The following is a 16,096-nucleotide window of genomic DNA, read 5'->3' on the forward strand; positions in this document are numbered from 1 at the left end:
AATGGCCTCACAGGACTTTCCGTCCACGAATGACATGGCCGGCGAAAGGGACTTGGCGGCTTCCGCATTGATGCGTTGTTGAAAATCGGGGTTCGTGTTCATCAAGCGGCTTTCTGGACCCGCTCTACGGCGGCAACTGCCTGACCGATCGTCTCGACGATAGTCGTGACCTGCTCGGCGTTGATCGTCAGTGGCGGCGACAGGATAACCTTGCTGGCCATGACCCGAACGATGACGCCCTTGGTGAGGCAGGTCTCGGCAAAAACCCTCATCTCTGGATCAGCAGGCCCGAAAGACTTCTTGGTATCCTTGTCGCGCGCCAGTTCCACGCCCACCATCAACCCGCGGCCGCGCACATCACCGATGATCGTCGACTGCTCTGCAACGGCCTTGAGCCCGTCCATGAGCTCAACTCCCCGCGCGGCTGCGTTTTCAGAAAGCTTTTCACGCACCACGATGTCCAGCACCGCGGTCGCCGTCGCACAGGCCAGCGCGTGGCCAGAATAGGTATAGCCATGCATGATCGGTGCGGGATTGGCCGGGTTATCCCACGCCGCCGCGACTTTGGCGCTGACCATTGTTGCGCCCAGGGGAATGTAGCCTGCCGTGATGCCCTTGGCGAAACACATGATGTCGGGCTTTACGCCCCAGAGCCGACATCCGAACATCTCGCCAGTGCGACCGAAGCCGGTGACGATCTCGTCGGCGATCAAAAGCACACCATGACGATCGCAGATATCGCGCAGCAACGGCCAGTAGTTCTCTGGGGGGACAATTACGCCCCCGGCACCTTGGATCGGTTCGGCGATCACGGCCGCCACGGTATGGGCGCCCTGATAGACGATTTCACGCTCCAACTGCTCTGCACAGATCCGTCCCAGTTCCTGCGGGTCGGTCGTCCACTGGTTGCGGTACAGGAATGGACTGTCGACCTGAAAGAAACCAGGCATCAGCGGCTCGAAAGCCTGCCGGAACGGCGGATTGCCGCCGGCCGACAATCCGCCGAAATGGACGCCGTGATAGCCGTATTTCAACGAGAAGAACTTCGTGCGTTCCGGCTGCCCGGTCAGCTTATGATATTGGCGCGCGAGCTTGAGCGCGGTCTCGACTGCGTCCGAGCCGCCGGATGAAAATAACACCTTGGCCATTTGCTCGGCCGCGAGCATTTCACTCAGACGCGTCGACAGTTCGATCTGCGGCGGGTTCGAGGTCTTGCCGAAGGTTGTGTAGTAGGCGATGCGGTCGAGTTGCTCGACGATTGCGTGTTTCACTTCCTCACGCCCATGGCCGATGTTGACGTTCCAGAGACCGCCGACCGCATCGAGATAGGACCGTCCGTCGATGTCCTCGACGAACACGCCCTTGCCCTTGCTGATGATTAACGGCGCCGACCTGGCCGTCTCCTGAGGCGAAATCATCGGATGCAGAATGTGCCGCGCGTTGTTGGCCTTGATGAAGGCAGCATAGTTTTTGAAATCCGGGCTCATCGCATTCTGTCTCGTTTCAAATAAATCAACACCGGTGTCGATATCGATACGCTATGGTCAAAAGCAGTTCGTGTCAACAAAGCTGGCGGGGGATCGAGCCCACTTTGTCGGGCGCGTTGCCACGGGCTCGGCTTAGGGGCTGCGCTGTTATCTGGCGAAATCCCAAACCGTCATGCGAACGGCGTTCGTGCCGGCTGAACGCCTGAAGTTTTCCCTAAACAATTGCATGATTTACATTCTGCGCGCGAGACGTCATTGATAATAAGTCAACGCTGTATCAACAGGAGTTCACACCATCACCGGCGTAGTGCGCCAACGCATCGGCGGCCGCGAGCATTCTCTCGCGAAATCAACGCCAGGAGTGCCGCACCAGCAAAGCTGGTTCGGGTGGTTCGAGCGACAGAACTAAAATCGGAGGAACTCTTTGGGATATCTCAATCCACCGCCACTTGAGACTTGCTACACGCGACTGCAAGACAAGGTCATTTTCATAACGGGCGCTTCGAGCGGCATTGGCGCAGCAGCGGCTGAGCTCTTCGCTCGGGAAGGCGCCAAAGTCGTAGCAGCGGCCCGACGTACCGAACGTGTTGAAGACGCTATGTCCAAATTGCGTGCCGAGGGGTTGCAGGCTGCCGCGGTCGCCTGTGACGTATGTAATGAAGTGTCCGTGGAGAACGCCGTACGCTTCGCATCAGAACATTTCGGTCGTCTGGATGGCGCTTTCAACTGTGCAGGAGTGAGCGGCGCGCGGCTGCCAATTCACATGGCACAAGTGGAGGAATTCGATCGGGTCATGCAAACCAACCTGCGTGGCGTATTCCTTTGCTTGAAACACGAGGCCGCAACTATGCTTCAATCGGGAGGTGGGTCGATCGTCAATGCCTCGTCCATTGCTGGCATGATCAGCGCCGCCGGCAACAGCATCTACGCTACCAGCAAGTGGGGCTTGACCGCGCTAACGCGTTGCGCCGCGCTTGACTATGCCCGTGATGGAATTCGCGTCAACGCCATCGCACCTGGCCCGACGCGGTCGGAAATGTTCGATGCTTGGAAGCCATCTGAAGAGGACCGCGAGCAACTCGCAGAGGCATTCCCGATGAATTATGTAGCGCACCCTCAGGACATGGCTCGCGCAGCGCTATTCCTGTTGTCGGATGAATCGCGCTGGACGACGGGCGCTATTTTACCTTGCGAAGGCGGTAGAAGCGCTGTCTAGAAAGCCTTGACTAGGACGTCTGCACCGCGTTCGCCGCCAACACCTCCATTCCGACTGGAATTTTGCGACCAATTCTCCGGGCCGTTTCAGTTAACACTGATCGGTGCTTGAGCAGTTCCACTGTCGAGAGCCGGCTGGCCGGTGCAACTATGCTAAGCGTGGCAACCAGCGAACCATCCCCATCGCGAATAGGAACCGCAATTCCCCGCACGCCTTTCTGGTAACTTTGGTCGGCAACTGACAGCTGCTCTTGCCGTACCTTGGCCAGCTTCTCCGAAAAATCGTTGATGTCTGGCGCGGGAAATGCCGGATATGCGCGGGCTGCCTCCTCGACCACGCTCGCCGAATCTTGCGCCGACATCTCCGCGAGACTGATGAGCCCTGTAGCCGTGACGTGGACCGGTGATCGCTCACCCAAAGTGAAACGAACAGTCAGCGGGTGTGACGCTTCGTTATAGTGTACGCAAACCATATCGCGGCCATCTCGTACATGTAGGCCAACGCTTTCACCAACCTCTTCGCGAAGGCTGCGCATCTCGCCTGCGGCGAGCTCAACAAAGCCAAGCGCCTGAAGACGCGAAGCCGCCAAATCCAAAATCGCCAACCCTAGGCGGTACCTCTTGGTCGCCAAATTCTGCTCAATAATGCCTTCTTCGCACAGCGATCGCAGGAGTCGATGTATTGTTGCCTTGTCGAGCACCAGCCGGCGGGCGAGTTCGCTGACCCCGAGTTCGGGATGCTGAACACTAAATTCTCGAAGCAATCGGATCGTAAGCTTTGCCGTTTTCATAGCGCCCTGACTTAAATGCTCCTCGTGACTAGTCCCCTCGCAACCTCTCGGTCAAGTAGCTGCAATGGTGCGATGGGACCAGGAGCGCGCGGTTGGAAAGAGCAGGCTTTGAAAAAGGCACGGTGCGGACGGAGCCGCACAAACCAATATGACCGCGATGCGAACCAACCTGTCGTTTCTATTCATGATCCAAATACCAAGTTGCCGTTTCGGCCGCTTTCTTTGACATTCTGGCTCCGGTCTCACGCGCCGCATCGCTGTCGGCTCGACTTTGCATCCACCCTATCATTGCAAAAGCGCGTAAGGCGGTGAACAATGGCAGTGCCTTGATGTCACGCGCTGTCAACGTCCTTTCGGAGGCATACCCCTCCAGCAATGCGCATTCGATGACGTCAAAGAGCGGATCCTCTCGATTCTGATAGAGGCTCACCGCAACGTCGTACATACGCCATCCGAAGCCGCAATCATCGAAATCGATGACTTGGGCCGAGTGGTCCTCGCTCATCAAAATATTTTCGCGCACAAGGTCTGCATGTATCAATCCGAAAGTCCTGGCGCTTTTCTCGAAACCCACTAAAGCACCCATCGCCTTTTCCCGAGATTTCGATACGAGGTCACGCAAGGCATGATCGAGCAGAGGCGAGTTGGTAAAAGGCCCCCACAATAGATTTTCGGAGAAGAAAGCTCCGAAGTCCCATGCGTGCCTTTCAAAATCACAGGGAAGAGGCCACGCCTCAGTCAGATTGTGCATCCGCGCGATCGTGCGTCCCAAGGCTGAGAAAGAACGCTTCGCTTCGTCACCTGACATGTTTAGCGGGACGCCACTCTGGCCAAGCGGCCGCCCCTCCACCCAGGACATGCAGTCAACTTGCCGCGACTGAGAGGAAGCCTCCGTCCGAGCATGCACGAACAACTCACCCGACAAAGCTGCAATCGGCCGGGGCGTCGGGATGCCACTGGCTTGCAGGTAGTTCATCCACTGCAACTCCGATCGCAACGCGGCGTCGGAATGGTAGCCAAACCGGTGGATACGCAATGCCGCAGGCAGGCCACTTGGCATGACGACACGAAAAACGACGTTCTCCCGGTATTTGAGCAATACTGGATCGCTGTCTTCGACCCCCCAGGCTATCAGCGCCTGACGAGCCAGATTCTTCATCGCGACGGCTTCATCGGCGTTGTTCTGATGCCCGGTCATCAGAGCGCCTCGCAGGCAAGGTCGGCAAGAACCTCATCAAGGATACCAACGAGGAATGTCGCATTCTCAATGCCAAAAGGCATTGGTGGTCTTATTTTTAGAACGTTGCCGTGAATGCCGGTCTTGCCTATCAGAACGCCACGTTCGCGCATTTCATCGACGACGGCGGTCGCCAAGTCAGGCGCTGGGTCGCGGATAGCGCGGTTACGGACCAGTTCCAGCCCGAAAAACAGCCCCGTACCTCGGATATCACCGACGCACTTATGACTCTCGGTCAAGGGGCGCATCAGTGCCAGCGACGCTTCACCTACTCGCTGTGCGTTGTCGATGAGGTTCTCGCCCTCTAGCACGTCCAGCACCGCGTTGGCTGCCGCACACGACACTGGATTGCCGCCGAAAGTGTTGAAGTAGCGGAAGGCCTCGCGAAACGATGCCAAAATCGCTTCTGATGTCGCGACGCCGGCAACGGGGTGGCCATTACCCATCGGCTTGCCCATGGTTACGATATCGGGCAGGAAGCCGACGCGCTGGTGGCCCCAGAAATGCGTGCCTGTGCGACCAAATCCAGGTTGCACCTCGTCGGCGATCACCAGTCCACCAGCCAAGCGCACGGCTTCGATGGCGCCATCGAAGAAGCCGTTGACCAAACTTGGAAATCCCTCATTGGCCAGCATCGGACACACGATCAAGGCCGACATGCCTATTCCAGCGGCCTGCAGCGACCCGATAGCTTCGCGGACGTCGGCAGCGAACCGCTCACCTTCCTGCCCATCCCCTGGCCTAAGGCTATCCGGTGCCGGTACGAGCCGAATATGTTGAGCATGGCCGCCGATCGGCGGCATGCGCGTGCTTAGCTGTGAGACCGCGGCGGTGTTTCCATGATACGTCGCGTCCGTAGCGATAACGCCCAGGCGCCCGGTAATAGCTTGCGCCATTCGTAGCGCGATATCATTCGCCTCGCTGCCGGTACACACAAGAACCGCTGTCGAAATCGGCGGAGCGAACGTCGCTGTCAAACGTTCGACATAGTCGAGAATGGTCGTGTGCAGATAGCGAGTGTGGGTGTTGAGCAGCGACGCCTGTCGATGCATCGCCTCTACGACATGCGGATGACAATGGCCGACATGGGCCACATTGTTATAAGCGTCAAGATAGCGCCTGCCGTCCGAGTCGAAAAGCCAAACACCCTCCCCACGCACGAGGTGGATCGGATTGGCGTAAAAGAGCTGAGACTTGGCCCCCAAAAGTTTGGCGCGTCGCGCCACCAGATCGGATTGCTGGGCCATGTTCTTATCTGTCAACGGTTGTATGCAGTTTGGGCGCTGCCGAGCCGAAGCGCCCTTGCCAATTGGCAGCGACTTCTTGATTGTACAAATGGCGCGGAGGGTTACCGGCCAGCAAGTCGTGCAGATTGTCGATCAAGGACTCCGTAAGTGCGCGCATCAGTTCAACGGTGTGACCCGCATTATGCGGCGTGAGGATTGCGTTGGCACAATGACGCAGCCGGCTTTCGGCTGGCAGGGGTTCGATTGCGAAGACGTCAACTGCCGCCCCGCCGAGGCGACCTGCCTGTAGCGCGTCTGCCAGCGCATCTTCGTCGATCAACGCGCCTCGTGACGTGTTGACGATCACGGCGCCTGGTTTCATCAGAGCAAGTTCATCTCTCCCAATCAAGCTACGACTGGCACCGGTCAACGTCATGTGGAGCGATACGACATCGCTCTCACGAAGGAGATTTGTTAGAGGCACTGCGGTCGCGTCCAGGTCTGCATCCGTCACTGCGGGGTCGGCGACAAGGATTCTCACCTGCCACGGCGCCAAAAGCTCAGCCACCGCTCGACCGATGCGGCCAAATCCGACCAGCCCTACTGTCTTTCCTCGTAGCATACGGCCAAGCACCAACGGCTCGCGCCAACTTCCATTCATCAACACCGTTTGCTTTTCTGCAACACGGTGCATCAAGCTCGCAATGAGCATCACCGTTGCTTCCGCCATGCTGTAGACACTCTCAGCCGGTGCTCCATGGCCGACCGCTATGCCGGCGAGCGTTGCCGTCTTGACGTCGAGTGGATCGACGCCGATCGTCGGAAAAACAATGCTTCTTAACCTCCCTGCCTTCTTCATCAAGGCGACCGGGAAACGACCCCGCGGCGTCAGCACCAGAATGTCGATGCGGGTGGTGAGGTCTCCCCACTCTTCCGGTGGCAATCGTGGTGAAACCACTTCGTGGCCGGCGGATTTCACCATCGCTCGAGCATGATCGAGTGCATCGCGCAGAATCGCGCTCTCCGGCACTGCGACCACAAATCGCGACGGTTCTATCTTACTCGAACGTGGCATCTGGGGGTTCACATACGTGTCCGTTCGCCAGTCGGATCGTAGAATGGAGCCAATTGAGCCACGGCAGGAAATTTCGCACCTGCCACCTCGATCTCGAAGCTTCCCTGTTTCAGCCAATCAGCAGAAGCACCGCCGGGGGCGAATACGTAACCCATGCCGAGCGATCGGTCGATGCGAAAGCCCCAGCCACCAGAGGTGATGGTGCCCACCCGATCGCCGTTGCGCCAGATGATCTCGTTGCCGATCAGGATCGGTGCGTCGTCGCCTTCCAAGGCGAACTGAACGAGCCGAGATTCTGGGGGGCGCCCCCGCTGCGCCTCGACCCTTTCCCGGCCGATAAAGTCGCCCACCTTGTGCCAGCCCACCGCGAAGCCGAGACCGGCCTCAACCGGTGTTTCGTCGGCAGTGATGTCCAAGCCCATCAGGCGATATCCGCGCTCCAGGCGACACGCCGCTACCGCATAGAGTCCAGCATAGCGCAATCCGAAGCCGGCACCTGCTCCAACGATCAGGTCGTGGAGATAGCCACACATCTCGGTAGGCACCAGGATTTCATACCCGAGTTCACCTACAAAGGTCACGCGAGAAGCGCGAACTGTTACATGTCCCAGGTTGATTTCGTCGGAATACCCAAAATTGAGGGCATCGTTCGAAAGGTCAGAATCGCTCAGACTCTGTAGCAACTGCCGGCTCTTGGGGCCCATTATAGCCAAGAGACCAAAAGAACTTGTGACATCCTGAACGACAGTCGCCGCGCCTTTCGGCAATTTAGCATCCAACCACGCGAGATCGATCCTCTGATCGGCGAAACCAGAAATGACCAGGAAGCGATCCTCGGCCAATCTTGTGACCGTGAGATCCGCCTCGAACCCACCCTTCTCGTTCAACCAAGCTGTGTAAACCACTTTTCCGACCGGTGCGTCGATTTCGTTTGCGCAGAGCCTGTTGAGATCGCGGAGTGCATCCGGACCGGAGATGACGAATTTGGCATAGGCCGATTGGTCAATCAGCGCGACATTGTCGCGGACAGCCAGGCTTTCTTCGCGCGCAAACGGATACCAATCCTGCCGCCCCAATCTGTATCGGAACTCGCTGGAATCCTTGGGTGCGTACCAAAGCGGAATTTCCCAGCCGACGCGCTCACCAAAGTGCGCACCAGCCGCTTTCAGTTCATGGTGCAATGGCATCCGACGCACATCGCGAGCGCTCTTCATTTGCTTGCCGGGCCAAGGCATGTTTGACCAGATGCCAATCGACTCGGTCACTCGTTCGGCCATAAAGTGGCGATTGGCTTGGAATGGCATTGTGCGGGTAAGGGCGAACGCATGCATATCGACCGGGCTGTTGCCTGAGGCAACCCATTCCGCCACGACTTTGCCCATGCCGCCTGATGACATAATGCCGCTGGAATTGAAGCCAGCTGATACAAATAATCCGCTGACCTCGGGGGCCGGCCCTATGAGATAGCGGCCGTCTGCGGTAAAACTCTCCGGCCCGACGAAAAGGGTCTGCACACCAGCGCTTTCTAGACGCGGCACGCGCTTTGTTGCCATGGCAAGTTCGTTTTCGTAGTGCTCGTAGTTCCCCGGCAGACTATCGAACTCGAATTCCTCCGGAATGCCGTGCGTGGCCCATGCCTTGCCACGCTCCTCGAAAATTCCGACAAGCAACTTGCCTGCGTCCTCCTTGTAGTAAGATCGTTCTTCCGAAATCACCAGAATGGGCGTTTTTGAGTCGAGCTGGGCGATCGGTTCCGTAACCATATAGAAGTGTTCGGCCGCGTGAAGCGGCACAGCCACGCCGACCTTGCGCGCCAGTTCCCTAGTCCACATGCCGCAGGCCAGAACAACCGTGTTCGCCTCGATCTGCCCGTCTTCAGTCTCGACGCCGACGATCCTATCGCCGCGTTTGAGGAGTCTAGTGACATTTGTATCCTCGAAGATGCTGACGCCACCTTGGCGAGCGCCCTTGGCCAGGGCCATGGTATAGTCCACAGGATTGACCTGACCATTTTCGGGAATATGAAGCGCCCCTAGGATGCCATCAATGTTCAGAAGCGGCCACGCCTCTTGAAGTTCTTCTGGCGTCACCATGGGGGCCAGAACGCCAATATATTGGGCATAGGAAGAGGAGCGCCTCAGGAGTTCCAGCCGATTTTCGTCGAGGGCGATCATAAAGCCGCCATTCTGCTTGAATCCTGTGGACTGCCCGGTTTCTTCTTCGAGGCGGCGCAGAAGATCTATCGAATATTTCGCTAAATCAGCCATTGATCGCGACGGCCTCAGTCGACCGACAATGCCGGCCGCGTGCCACGTCGTTCCGGATGTCAGTTTCTTGCGCTCCAGCAAGACGACGTCACGTTTTCCGAACTTCGGCAGATGGTAGGCAATCGAGGTTCCGACGATTCCACCCCCGACAATTACGACATCGGCGCGTGCGGGAATTTGCTTGGACACTGACTTTCTCCCCTCAAAAAGCGGCTTCCAAGCCGATCTGGATAAGCTCGAACAAGATGGAAAAGTGATCGCCTTCAGGCATCAGCCCTCCGCGTTTGTCTTGCCGCCTATCGGTCCATACGCGACGCTTGTTCGATACGATCGTGAATCGTTGATTATATCGCAACGCCGTTTCATTACTATTTCCGGCGCAAACGCGAGTGTCAATGCCCGTCCAGCAGTGAAGGAGTCGATTGAAGGCTGGACCGTCGTGCAAAGCCGTTGACCCAGAGCGCCTCTGCACGGCCTCGGTTATCAGGCTCGTCAGCCTGCGGCCGGCGGTGACGTCCGATAGAACTCGGCGCAAGCGAAGTCAGACCAGCAATGCGATGTCGGTTCGGTGTTTACGCGAAGAATTGCAAAGCGCAGGATTGCCGACGCCGAAACCGGCGAAGCAGGCCAAATCGGACGCACCGGTCCGGAGAAGTTTTTGGTGAGGCTCAGTTCTGGCCCTGTGACAGCGCGCCCGCGACCGACGCGGCACCGGCCTTCATGGGAAGGCTATCGGGCTGCTTTTTATGTCGTGAGCTGGCGTTCAAGTGGTCGCCCTAGGTGCACGGGGCGCACTTTCGCAATCATGTCTTTACCGCTTCCGGATGGGCCGCGCGAAAGGCTGGCAGTTCCGCACAAGTGGAATCGATGGCCCGAATGCGGGGCATGTCCTTGAGATCGACACCCCATCGCTCAGCATTGTAGACCTGCGGCACAAGGCAGAAATCTGCCATAGTCGGGCTGTCTCCATGACAGAATCTGCCAGTTGACGGATGCGTGAGCAGGGTTTCAAACGCGCGAAGCCCCTCCCCGATAAACTTACGCATCCAAGCAGTGCGGACTGCGTCGCCGCCTCCAGTGAGTTCCATGACATGGGCGCAGACGCCCATGTTACACACAGGATGAATATCCATGGCGATCGCGTGGGAGAGAGCCCTAACGCGCTGGCGGCCGGGCGGATCTTTCGGCAGCAATGTGGCCTCGCGGGTTTCGCAGAGATATTCGATGATCGACAGCGACTGGGTCAGCACCACGCCGTCGATGTCGAGCACGGGTACGAGACCTTGCGGATTGCGTGCCAGATGGTCCCGCGATTTATGGGTCTTGTCCAGGAGGTTTACGGGGACTGCTCGATAAGCGAGGCCGATGTTGTTGAGCGCGATGCGCACACGGTAGCTCGCAGACGAGCGCCAGTAATCATAGAGAACGATCTCGCTCACGTCGGTTTGCCGCAGTGTAACGCGGTTTTGAGCGCTTCACTCAGCACCATTCGGTTACCGATATGGTTGGCGAGCAGCAGGATAAGACGGGCGTTCAAAGCATCGCTTTCAGCCTTGCTCAACCCCTCATGAGCGTCGAGCAGTTCCGCATAGAAATCATCGGGTCGAGCTATGTTGGGCATGGTTGTCAGTGCCGTCATCGCAATCTCCCGATGGCTTTCAGCAACGCCCTCCGCACCGCTGTCTCGTCGAATGCGTGCCAGCGGGCAGCGACGTGCTGATCTGGACGAAGCAGGTAAACGGCGCTCGTGGCGGTCCCGAGCCAACATGCGCGAAAAGCCTCGGTGTCGTCGCCGGTCGCGGCCACGACGACGCGTTCGATCGGAATGCCGTCGATGTCCAGCATCTCAGGCGCCCCGGCATTGATGGTAAGAAGCTGGAAGCCGCCACCAAGGTGGTCGAGTAGCCAGCCTCCGCCCACAGGCGCATCCACAGCCGGCGAACCTGGCCGGGTTTGCATCGGCAAACCGTCACAATCGGGCCCGTTCAGCGGAGAGCCCTCATAGGTCGATGGAACCGAAAGGCGGCCTGAGTTGACCATGGGGCGCGTGGCTGGAAGGTGCTCTGAAAGATCGAGCACGGCGTCGCGGAAGAGGCGGCTGGTCTCGGACTTCGGCGTGATGAAGTCTGTCGAGCGCGACGAATTGAGGATATTTTCATCAGCTGCCTGCACCCGCTCGGCGTCATAGCTGTCCAGCAGGCTCGCAGGCGCTTTGCCGTCGATCACCAGCTTGAGCTTCCAGGCAAGATTGTCAGTGTCTTGCAGGCCCGAATTGGCGCCGCGGGCGCCGAAGGGCGAGACCTGATGCGCGCTATCGCCGGCAAAGATCACCGGACCATGGCGGAATTTTTCCATGCGCCGGCATTGGAACGTGTAGATCGAGACCCAGTCGAGTTCGAACTGCGCGTGCTCGCCGAGAAACGCCTTTAAGCGCGGGACCACCTTTGCCGGCGTCGATTCCGCTTGCTTGTCGATGTTCCAGCCAAGCTGCAGGTCGACCCGCCAGACATTGTCAGGCTGCTTGTGCAAAAGCGCGGACTGGCCGCGGTTGAAGGGCGGATCAAACCAGAAGCGGCGCTCAACCGGAAAAGCAGGACTGTCTTCCATAACGATGTCGGCGATGAGGAAGTTGTCCTCGAAGATCCTGCCGATGAAATCGAGGCCGAGTGCCTTACGCACGGGGGAACCTGCGCCATCGCAGGCGATCAACCAGTCGGCGATCAGATCATACGGGCCATCCGGCGTATCGACGGAGACACGGACACCGTTTCCGGTATCATTGACGCCTGTCACGCGATTCTTGCCGCGCAGTTCGATCGGTCGCCCTTCCGCCTCCAGCGTGCAGGCACGGTCAACCAGATACTGCTCGAGGTAGTATTGTTGGAGATTGATGAAAGCCGGCTGTTTGTGACCACCTTCGGGTAACAGGTTGAATTCGAAGACCTGTCGTTCATCGAAATACACCTTGCCGACGCTCCACTGCACGCCCTTCTCCACCATCGGAGCCGCGCAGCCGAGCCTATCCAGGATTTCCAGCGAGCGCTTGGCAAAGCAGATGGCACGCGAACCGAAGCTCACCTTGTCATTCTCGTCGAGTACAACGACGGCAATGCCCTGACTGGCCAGGTCGATCGCCAAAGCAAGGCCCACAGGCCCCGCCCCGACGATGGCGACAGGGCGGCGCACGGGTCTCTCGGCGTCCTGGTCAGACGATCGCCGGTAGGGATAGAGCGGTGTTTCGAAGATCTTGGTGATGTGTGCCTCCCAATCGAACCTTTCGACAGCATTTATCGCTGCAGGGCGTCCCACATCTGGCGGTCGCGTTCGGCGGTCCAGATCCGTGGAGTGTCGATGCCGAGCGCTTCGTCGTAGGCGCGTGCGACGTTGAATGGCAGGCAGTGTTCGTAGATCGCGTAGGCGGCAAATTTCGGGTCGCACTCGGCTCGGCAGGCGTCCCACGCTTCCTTCAGCGTGCCGCCGCCCTGGGCAACGCGGGCGATCGGTCGATAGGTCGAGCGCACGAAGTCGACAGTGTTGTCGAGAGCCTTTTTCACCAGCTCCTTGCTGGTCAGCGCGTCGCCGCGCCCCGGCGCGATCGCGTCGACGTCAAATGCACGGATCGCCTCGATCGTTGCCGGCCAGTCGCTGAAGTGACCATCGCCGCAGTAGCAAGCAGAGTGATATTCGATGATGTCACCGGTGAACATGACGTTCTGGTCGGGGACATAGGCTACGATGTCACCCGCGGTGTGAGCGCGACCAAGATGCATCAGGTCGACCCGGCGCTTGCCCATATAGACCGTCATGCGTTCCTTGAAGGTCATGGTTGGCCAGGTCAGGCCCGGAATGCTTTCGTGTCCCTGGAATAGGCGCGGGAAGCGCTGGAACTCCGAATCCCAATCTTCCTTGCCGCGCTCGGCGACCATGCCGCGCGCCTTTTCCGACATGAATATCTGCTCCGCATTGTAGGCGGAGGCACCGAGAACCCGGACAGCATGATAGTGCGAGAGCACGACATATTTGATCGGCTTGTCGGTGACGCGGCGGATATTCTCGACAACCTTGCCGGCGAGCCGTGGGGTGGCCTGCGCATCGACGATCATCACGGCGTCGTCGCCGATAATCACGCCGGTGTTCGGATCGCCCTCGGCCGTAAACGCCCAGAGGTCCTTACCGACTTCGGTGAAGGAAATCTTCTTTTCCGCAAGGTCGCCCTGCGAAGCAAATGCTTTTGCCATAGTCAAAATTCCTTGTTTTTGCTCGTAGAGAGCTGGTGGAGGAAGGCGGTAACCTCGCCTCAGGTTTGAACTCGTTTCTGAACGCTCTGCTTGATCGCACCGAAGATCGACTGTCCTGCCATGTCCTTCATCTCGATACGCACCGTGTCGCCAAACTTCATGAAGGGGGTTTTCGGGGCGCCACTCTGAATAGTCTCGATAGTGCGGATCTCTGCGATGCAGGAATACCCCATGCCGCCCTCGGACACAGGCTTGCCGGGGCCGCCGTCCAGCTTGTTGGACACGGTCCCCGAGCCGATGATCGTTCCTGCGGCGAGCGGCCGGGTCTTGGCGGCATGGGCGATCAGTTGAGGAAAGTCGAAGGTCATGTCGATGCCCGCGTTGGCTTTGCCGAACGGTTCGCCATTCAAGGCAACAAGCAAGGGGAGGTGTAGTTTCCCATCCCTCCAGGCGCTCCCGAGTTCATCGAGCGTCACGGCTACTGGCGAGAAAGCGGACGAGGGTTTTGAGTGGAAAAAGCCGAAGCCCTTGGCCAACTCCGCGGGAATGAGACCACGCAAAGAGACGTCATTGACCAGCATTACAAGGCGGATGGCTTCACCGGCCTGATCGACGGACACGCCCATTGGGACGTCATCCACAATCACGGCCACCTCACCTTCCATGTCGATCCCGTAAGCTTCGTCGGCCATGACGATGGGATCGCGAGGGCCAAGAAAGCTGTCAGAGCCACCCTGATACATCAGAGGATCGCCCCAGAAGCTCTCCGGCATCTCGGCGTTGCGGGCCTTTCGCACCAACTCGACGTGATTGACGTAAGCCGAGCCGTCAGCCCATTGGTAAGCACGCGGAAGTGGCGAGCAGACGTCACCTTCATAAAACGGCGTAGAGGGTTGCGAACCTGCCTCGAGGCCTTCGGCGATCTCTCGAAGTCGGGGAGCAGCATTTCGCCAGTCATCGAGGGCTGCCTGAACAGTGCGCGCGATATGACCGACCTCGCAACAGCGGCTTAGATCCCTTGAGACGACGACAAGCCTTCCGTCCCTGGTTGTGTCTTTGATCGTTGCGAGTTTCATTCCGCCAAACCGTCCTTCTTCACCACGTGGCATCAGGATTCATGAATTGATGCGTAGTTGAGGCATCATTTGATGCCTGGGGTTCCGTCAAATTTCCGGTCCAGATGATCCCAGCATTCAAGGTAGTCATCCTGCAGAGTCTCGAGCTCGGCGGCGTAGCGAGTCAGTTGCTGCGGATACCGGGTCTCGAACATGAAGGCCAAGGTGTGGTCTAGCTTCACCGGCTTCAGTTCCACGCTGGATGCCTTCTCGAAGCCCATGGCATCCGGGCCATGCGGCAGCATCATATTGTGCAGACTCATGCCGCCCGGTACGAAGCCTTCTTCCTTGGCGTCGTATTGGCCCTCGATGAGGCCCATGAATTCGCTCATGATATTGCGATGGTACCAAGGTGGGCGGAACGTGTGCTCGGCCACCAACCAGCGAGGCGGGAAGATGACGAAATCGACATTCGCCGTTCCCGATTCCTCGGTTGGCGCCGTGAGCACCGTGAAGATCGATGGATCGGGATGGTCGAACAGGATCGCGCCGACCGGCGAGAAGGTGCGCAGGTCGTATTTGAACGGCGCGTAATTACCATGCCAGGCAACAACGTCGAGCGGCGAATGCCCGATTTCGCTGACATAGAATTTGCCGCACCATTTCACATGCACGCGGCATGGCGTTTCCTTGTCCTCATAGGCAGCGACCGGCGTCTTGAAGTCGCGCGGGTTTGCGAGGCAGTTTGCGCCGATAGGGCCGCGATCCGGCAGGGTGAACTTGGCACCGTAGTTTTCGCAGACATAGCCGCGCCAATCGGAGCCCTCGCCGAGCCGTGAGACCTTGAACATCATGCCTCGCGGGATCAGGCAGATCTCGGAAGGCTCAACATCAATGATGCCCATTTCGGTGATAACGCGAATAGCGCCGACTTGCGGCACAACCAACAGTTCGGCGTCGGCATTGAAAAAATAATCGTCGACCATGTCGTCATTGAAAACATAGACATGCGCCGCCATGCCGACCTGGGTCATGACGTCGCCGGCCGTCGTCATGGTGCGAATGCCGGCAAGAAAGTTGAGTTTTTCCGTTGGGGCCGGGATCGGGTCCCAGCGCAATTGGCCGAGCGGCAGGGAATGATCATCGAGGCACGGCGCCGATTTCCAGAACGGGTAGCTGGCGTTGGAAAACCGGCGCGTGTGCCGCACACTGGGGCGGATGCGGTAGAGCCAGGATCGCTCATTCGTGCCACGGGGTGCGGTAAAGGGCGAGCCTGACAACTGCTCGGCATACAGTCCGAAGTTGCACTTTTGCGGACTATTCTGGCCCTGCGGCAGCGCGCCCGGAAGAGACTCCGTCTCGAAGTCGTTACCGAAGCCCGGCATGTATTTTGGAGTGTTTGCGCGGTGTATCCGTGCCTGGGCCATTTTCGAAATCTCCGTTCCGCGAAAATTCTAATCTGGTAGCGTTGCCAACCGTCACGTTTGGAACCAATCAGGGCTCGG

General features: G+C 58.5%; 14 protein-coding genes. 2 read left to right on the forward strand and 12 right to left on the reverse strand.

Annotated elements, in window-relative coordinates:
- Positions 1-101: 101 nt before the first annotated feature.
- Positions 102-1,487, reverse strand: a complete 1,386-nt coding sequence (locus AC1DYW_RS30320; RefSeq protein WP_126070425.1) for an aminotransferase class III-fold pyridoxal phosphate-dependent enzyme — start codon at positions 1,485-1,487, stop codon at positions 102-104.
- Positions 1,488-1,911: 424 nt separating this feature from the next.
- Between AC1DYW_RS30320 and AC1DYW_RS30325 the strand changes: the two genes are divergently transcribed.
- Positions 1,912-2,703: an SDR family NAD(P)-dependent oxidoreductase gene (locus AC1DYW_RS30325; protein WP_126070426.1), complete on the forward strand. Its 792-nt coding sequence runs from the start codon at positions 1,912-1,914 to the stop codon at positions 2,701-2,703.
- A 10-nt stretch (positions 2,704-2,713) separates the two neighbouring features.
- Here AC1DYW_RS30325 and AC1DYW_RS30330 read toward each other — a convergent pair whose 3' ends face one another.
- From AC1DYW_RS30330 to AC1DYW_RS30350, 5 genes are all read right to left on the reverse strand, one after another.
- Positions 2,714-3,493 (reverse strand): IclR family transcriptional regulator, encoded by a 780-nt coding sequence (locus AC1DYW_RS30330; RefSeq protein ID WP_126070427.1) that lies wholly within the window; start codon positions 3,491-3,493, stop codon positions 2,714-2,716.
- Between the two features lie 178 nt (positions 3,494-3,671).
- Entirely contained in the window at positions 3,672-4,691 is a 1,020-nt protein-coding gene (locus AC1DYW_RS30335) for a phosphotransferase enzyme family protein (protein ID WP_126070428.1), read from the reverse strand.
- Positions 4,691-5,977 (reverse strand): aminotransferase class III-fold pyridoxal phosphate-dependent enzyme, encoded by a 1,287-nt coding sequence (locus AC1DYW_RS30340; RefSeq protein ID WP_126070429.1) that lies wholly within the window; start codon positions 5,975-5,977, stop codon positions 4,691-4,693. Before AC1DYW_RS30340 ends, AC1DYW_RS30335 begins: the two co-directional genes overlap by 1 nt.
- Before the next feature lie 4 nt (positions 5,978-5,981).
- The gene (locus AC1DYW_RS30345; RefSeq protein ID WP_126070430.1) at positions 5,982-7,043 is read right to left on the reverse strand and encodes an NAD(P)-dependent oxidoreductase; all 1,062 of its coding nucleotides are present in this window, start codon (positions 7,041-7,043) and stop codon (positions 5,982-5,984) included.
- Positions 7,040-9,487, reverse strand: coding sequence for an FAD-dependent oxidoreductase (locus tag AC1DYW_RS30350; RefSeq protein ID WP_126070431.1), 2,448 nt, complete (start codon positions 9,485-9,487; stop codon positions 7,040-7,042). The genes AC1DYW_RS30345 and AC1DYW_RS30350 overlap by 4 nt, the downstream gene beginning before the upstream one ends.
- Here AC1DYW_RS30350 and AC1DYW_RS30355 point away from each other — a divergent pair.
- Positions 9,480-9,752 carry a hypothetical protein gene (locus tag AC1DYW_RS30355; RefSeq protein WP_126070432.1) on the forward strand — a complete coding sequence of 91 codons (273 nt, stop codon included), beginning with the start codon at positions 9,480-9,482 and terminating at the stop codon, positions 9,750-9,752. The genes AC1DYW_RS30350 and AC1DYW_RS30355 overlap by 8 nt on opposite strands.
- Positions 9,753-10,101: 349 nt before the next feature.
- On the opposite strand, the gene maiA is transcribed toward AC1DYW_RS30355, so the two are convergent.
- The 6 genes from maiA to hmgA all read right to left on the reverse strand — a co-directional run bounded on the left by maiA (position 10,102) and on the right by hmgA (position 16,018).
- A complete protein-coding gene (gene maiA / locus AC1DYW_RS30360; protein WP_126070433.1) occupies positions 10,102-10,737 on the reverse strand; it encodes a maleylacetoacetate isomerase in 636 nt (211 codons plus the stop codon).
- A complete protein-coding gene (locus tag AC1DYW_RS30365; protein ID WP_126070434.1) occupies positions 10,734-10,937 on the reverse strand; it encodes a DUF2783 domain-containing protein in 204 nt (67 codons plus the stop codon). Before AC1DYW_RS30365 ends, maiA begins: the two co-directional genes overlap by 4 nt.
- A complete protein-coding gene (locus tag AC1DYW_RS30370; RefSeq protein WP_126071186.1) occupies positions 10,934-12,553 on the reverse strand; it encodes an FAD-dependent oxidoreductase in 1,620 nt (539 codons plus the stop codon). Before AC1DYW_RS30370 ends, AC1DYW_RS30365 begins: the two co-directional genes overlap by 4 nt.
- A 32-nt stretch (positions 12,554-12,585) precedes the next feature.
- Positions 12,586-13,536, reverse strand: a complete 951-nt coding sequence (locus AC1DYW_RS30375; protein WP_126070435.1) for an MBL fold metallo-hydrolase — start codon at positions 13,534-13,536, stop codon at positions 12,586-12,588.
- 59 nt (positions 13,537-13,595) lie between these two features.
- Complete coding sequence (locus AC1DYW_RS30380; protein ID WP_477228652.1) at positions 13,596-14,612, reverse strand: fumarylacetoacetate hydrolase family protein; 1,017 nt, start codon at positions 14,610-14,612, stop codon at positions 13,596-13,598.
- 65 nt (positions 14,613-14,677) lie between these two features.
- Complete coding sequence (gene hmgA / locus AC1DYW_RS30385; RefSeq protein WP_126070437.1) at positions 14,678-16,018, reverse strand: homogentisate 1,2-dioxygenase; 1,341 nt, start codon at positions 16,016-16,018, stop codon at positions 14,678-14,680.
- Between the last annotated feature and the right edge of the window lie 78 nt (positions 16,019-16,096).

Source organism: Mesorhizobium sp. P2_D5 (assembly GCF_056404355.1).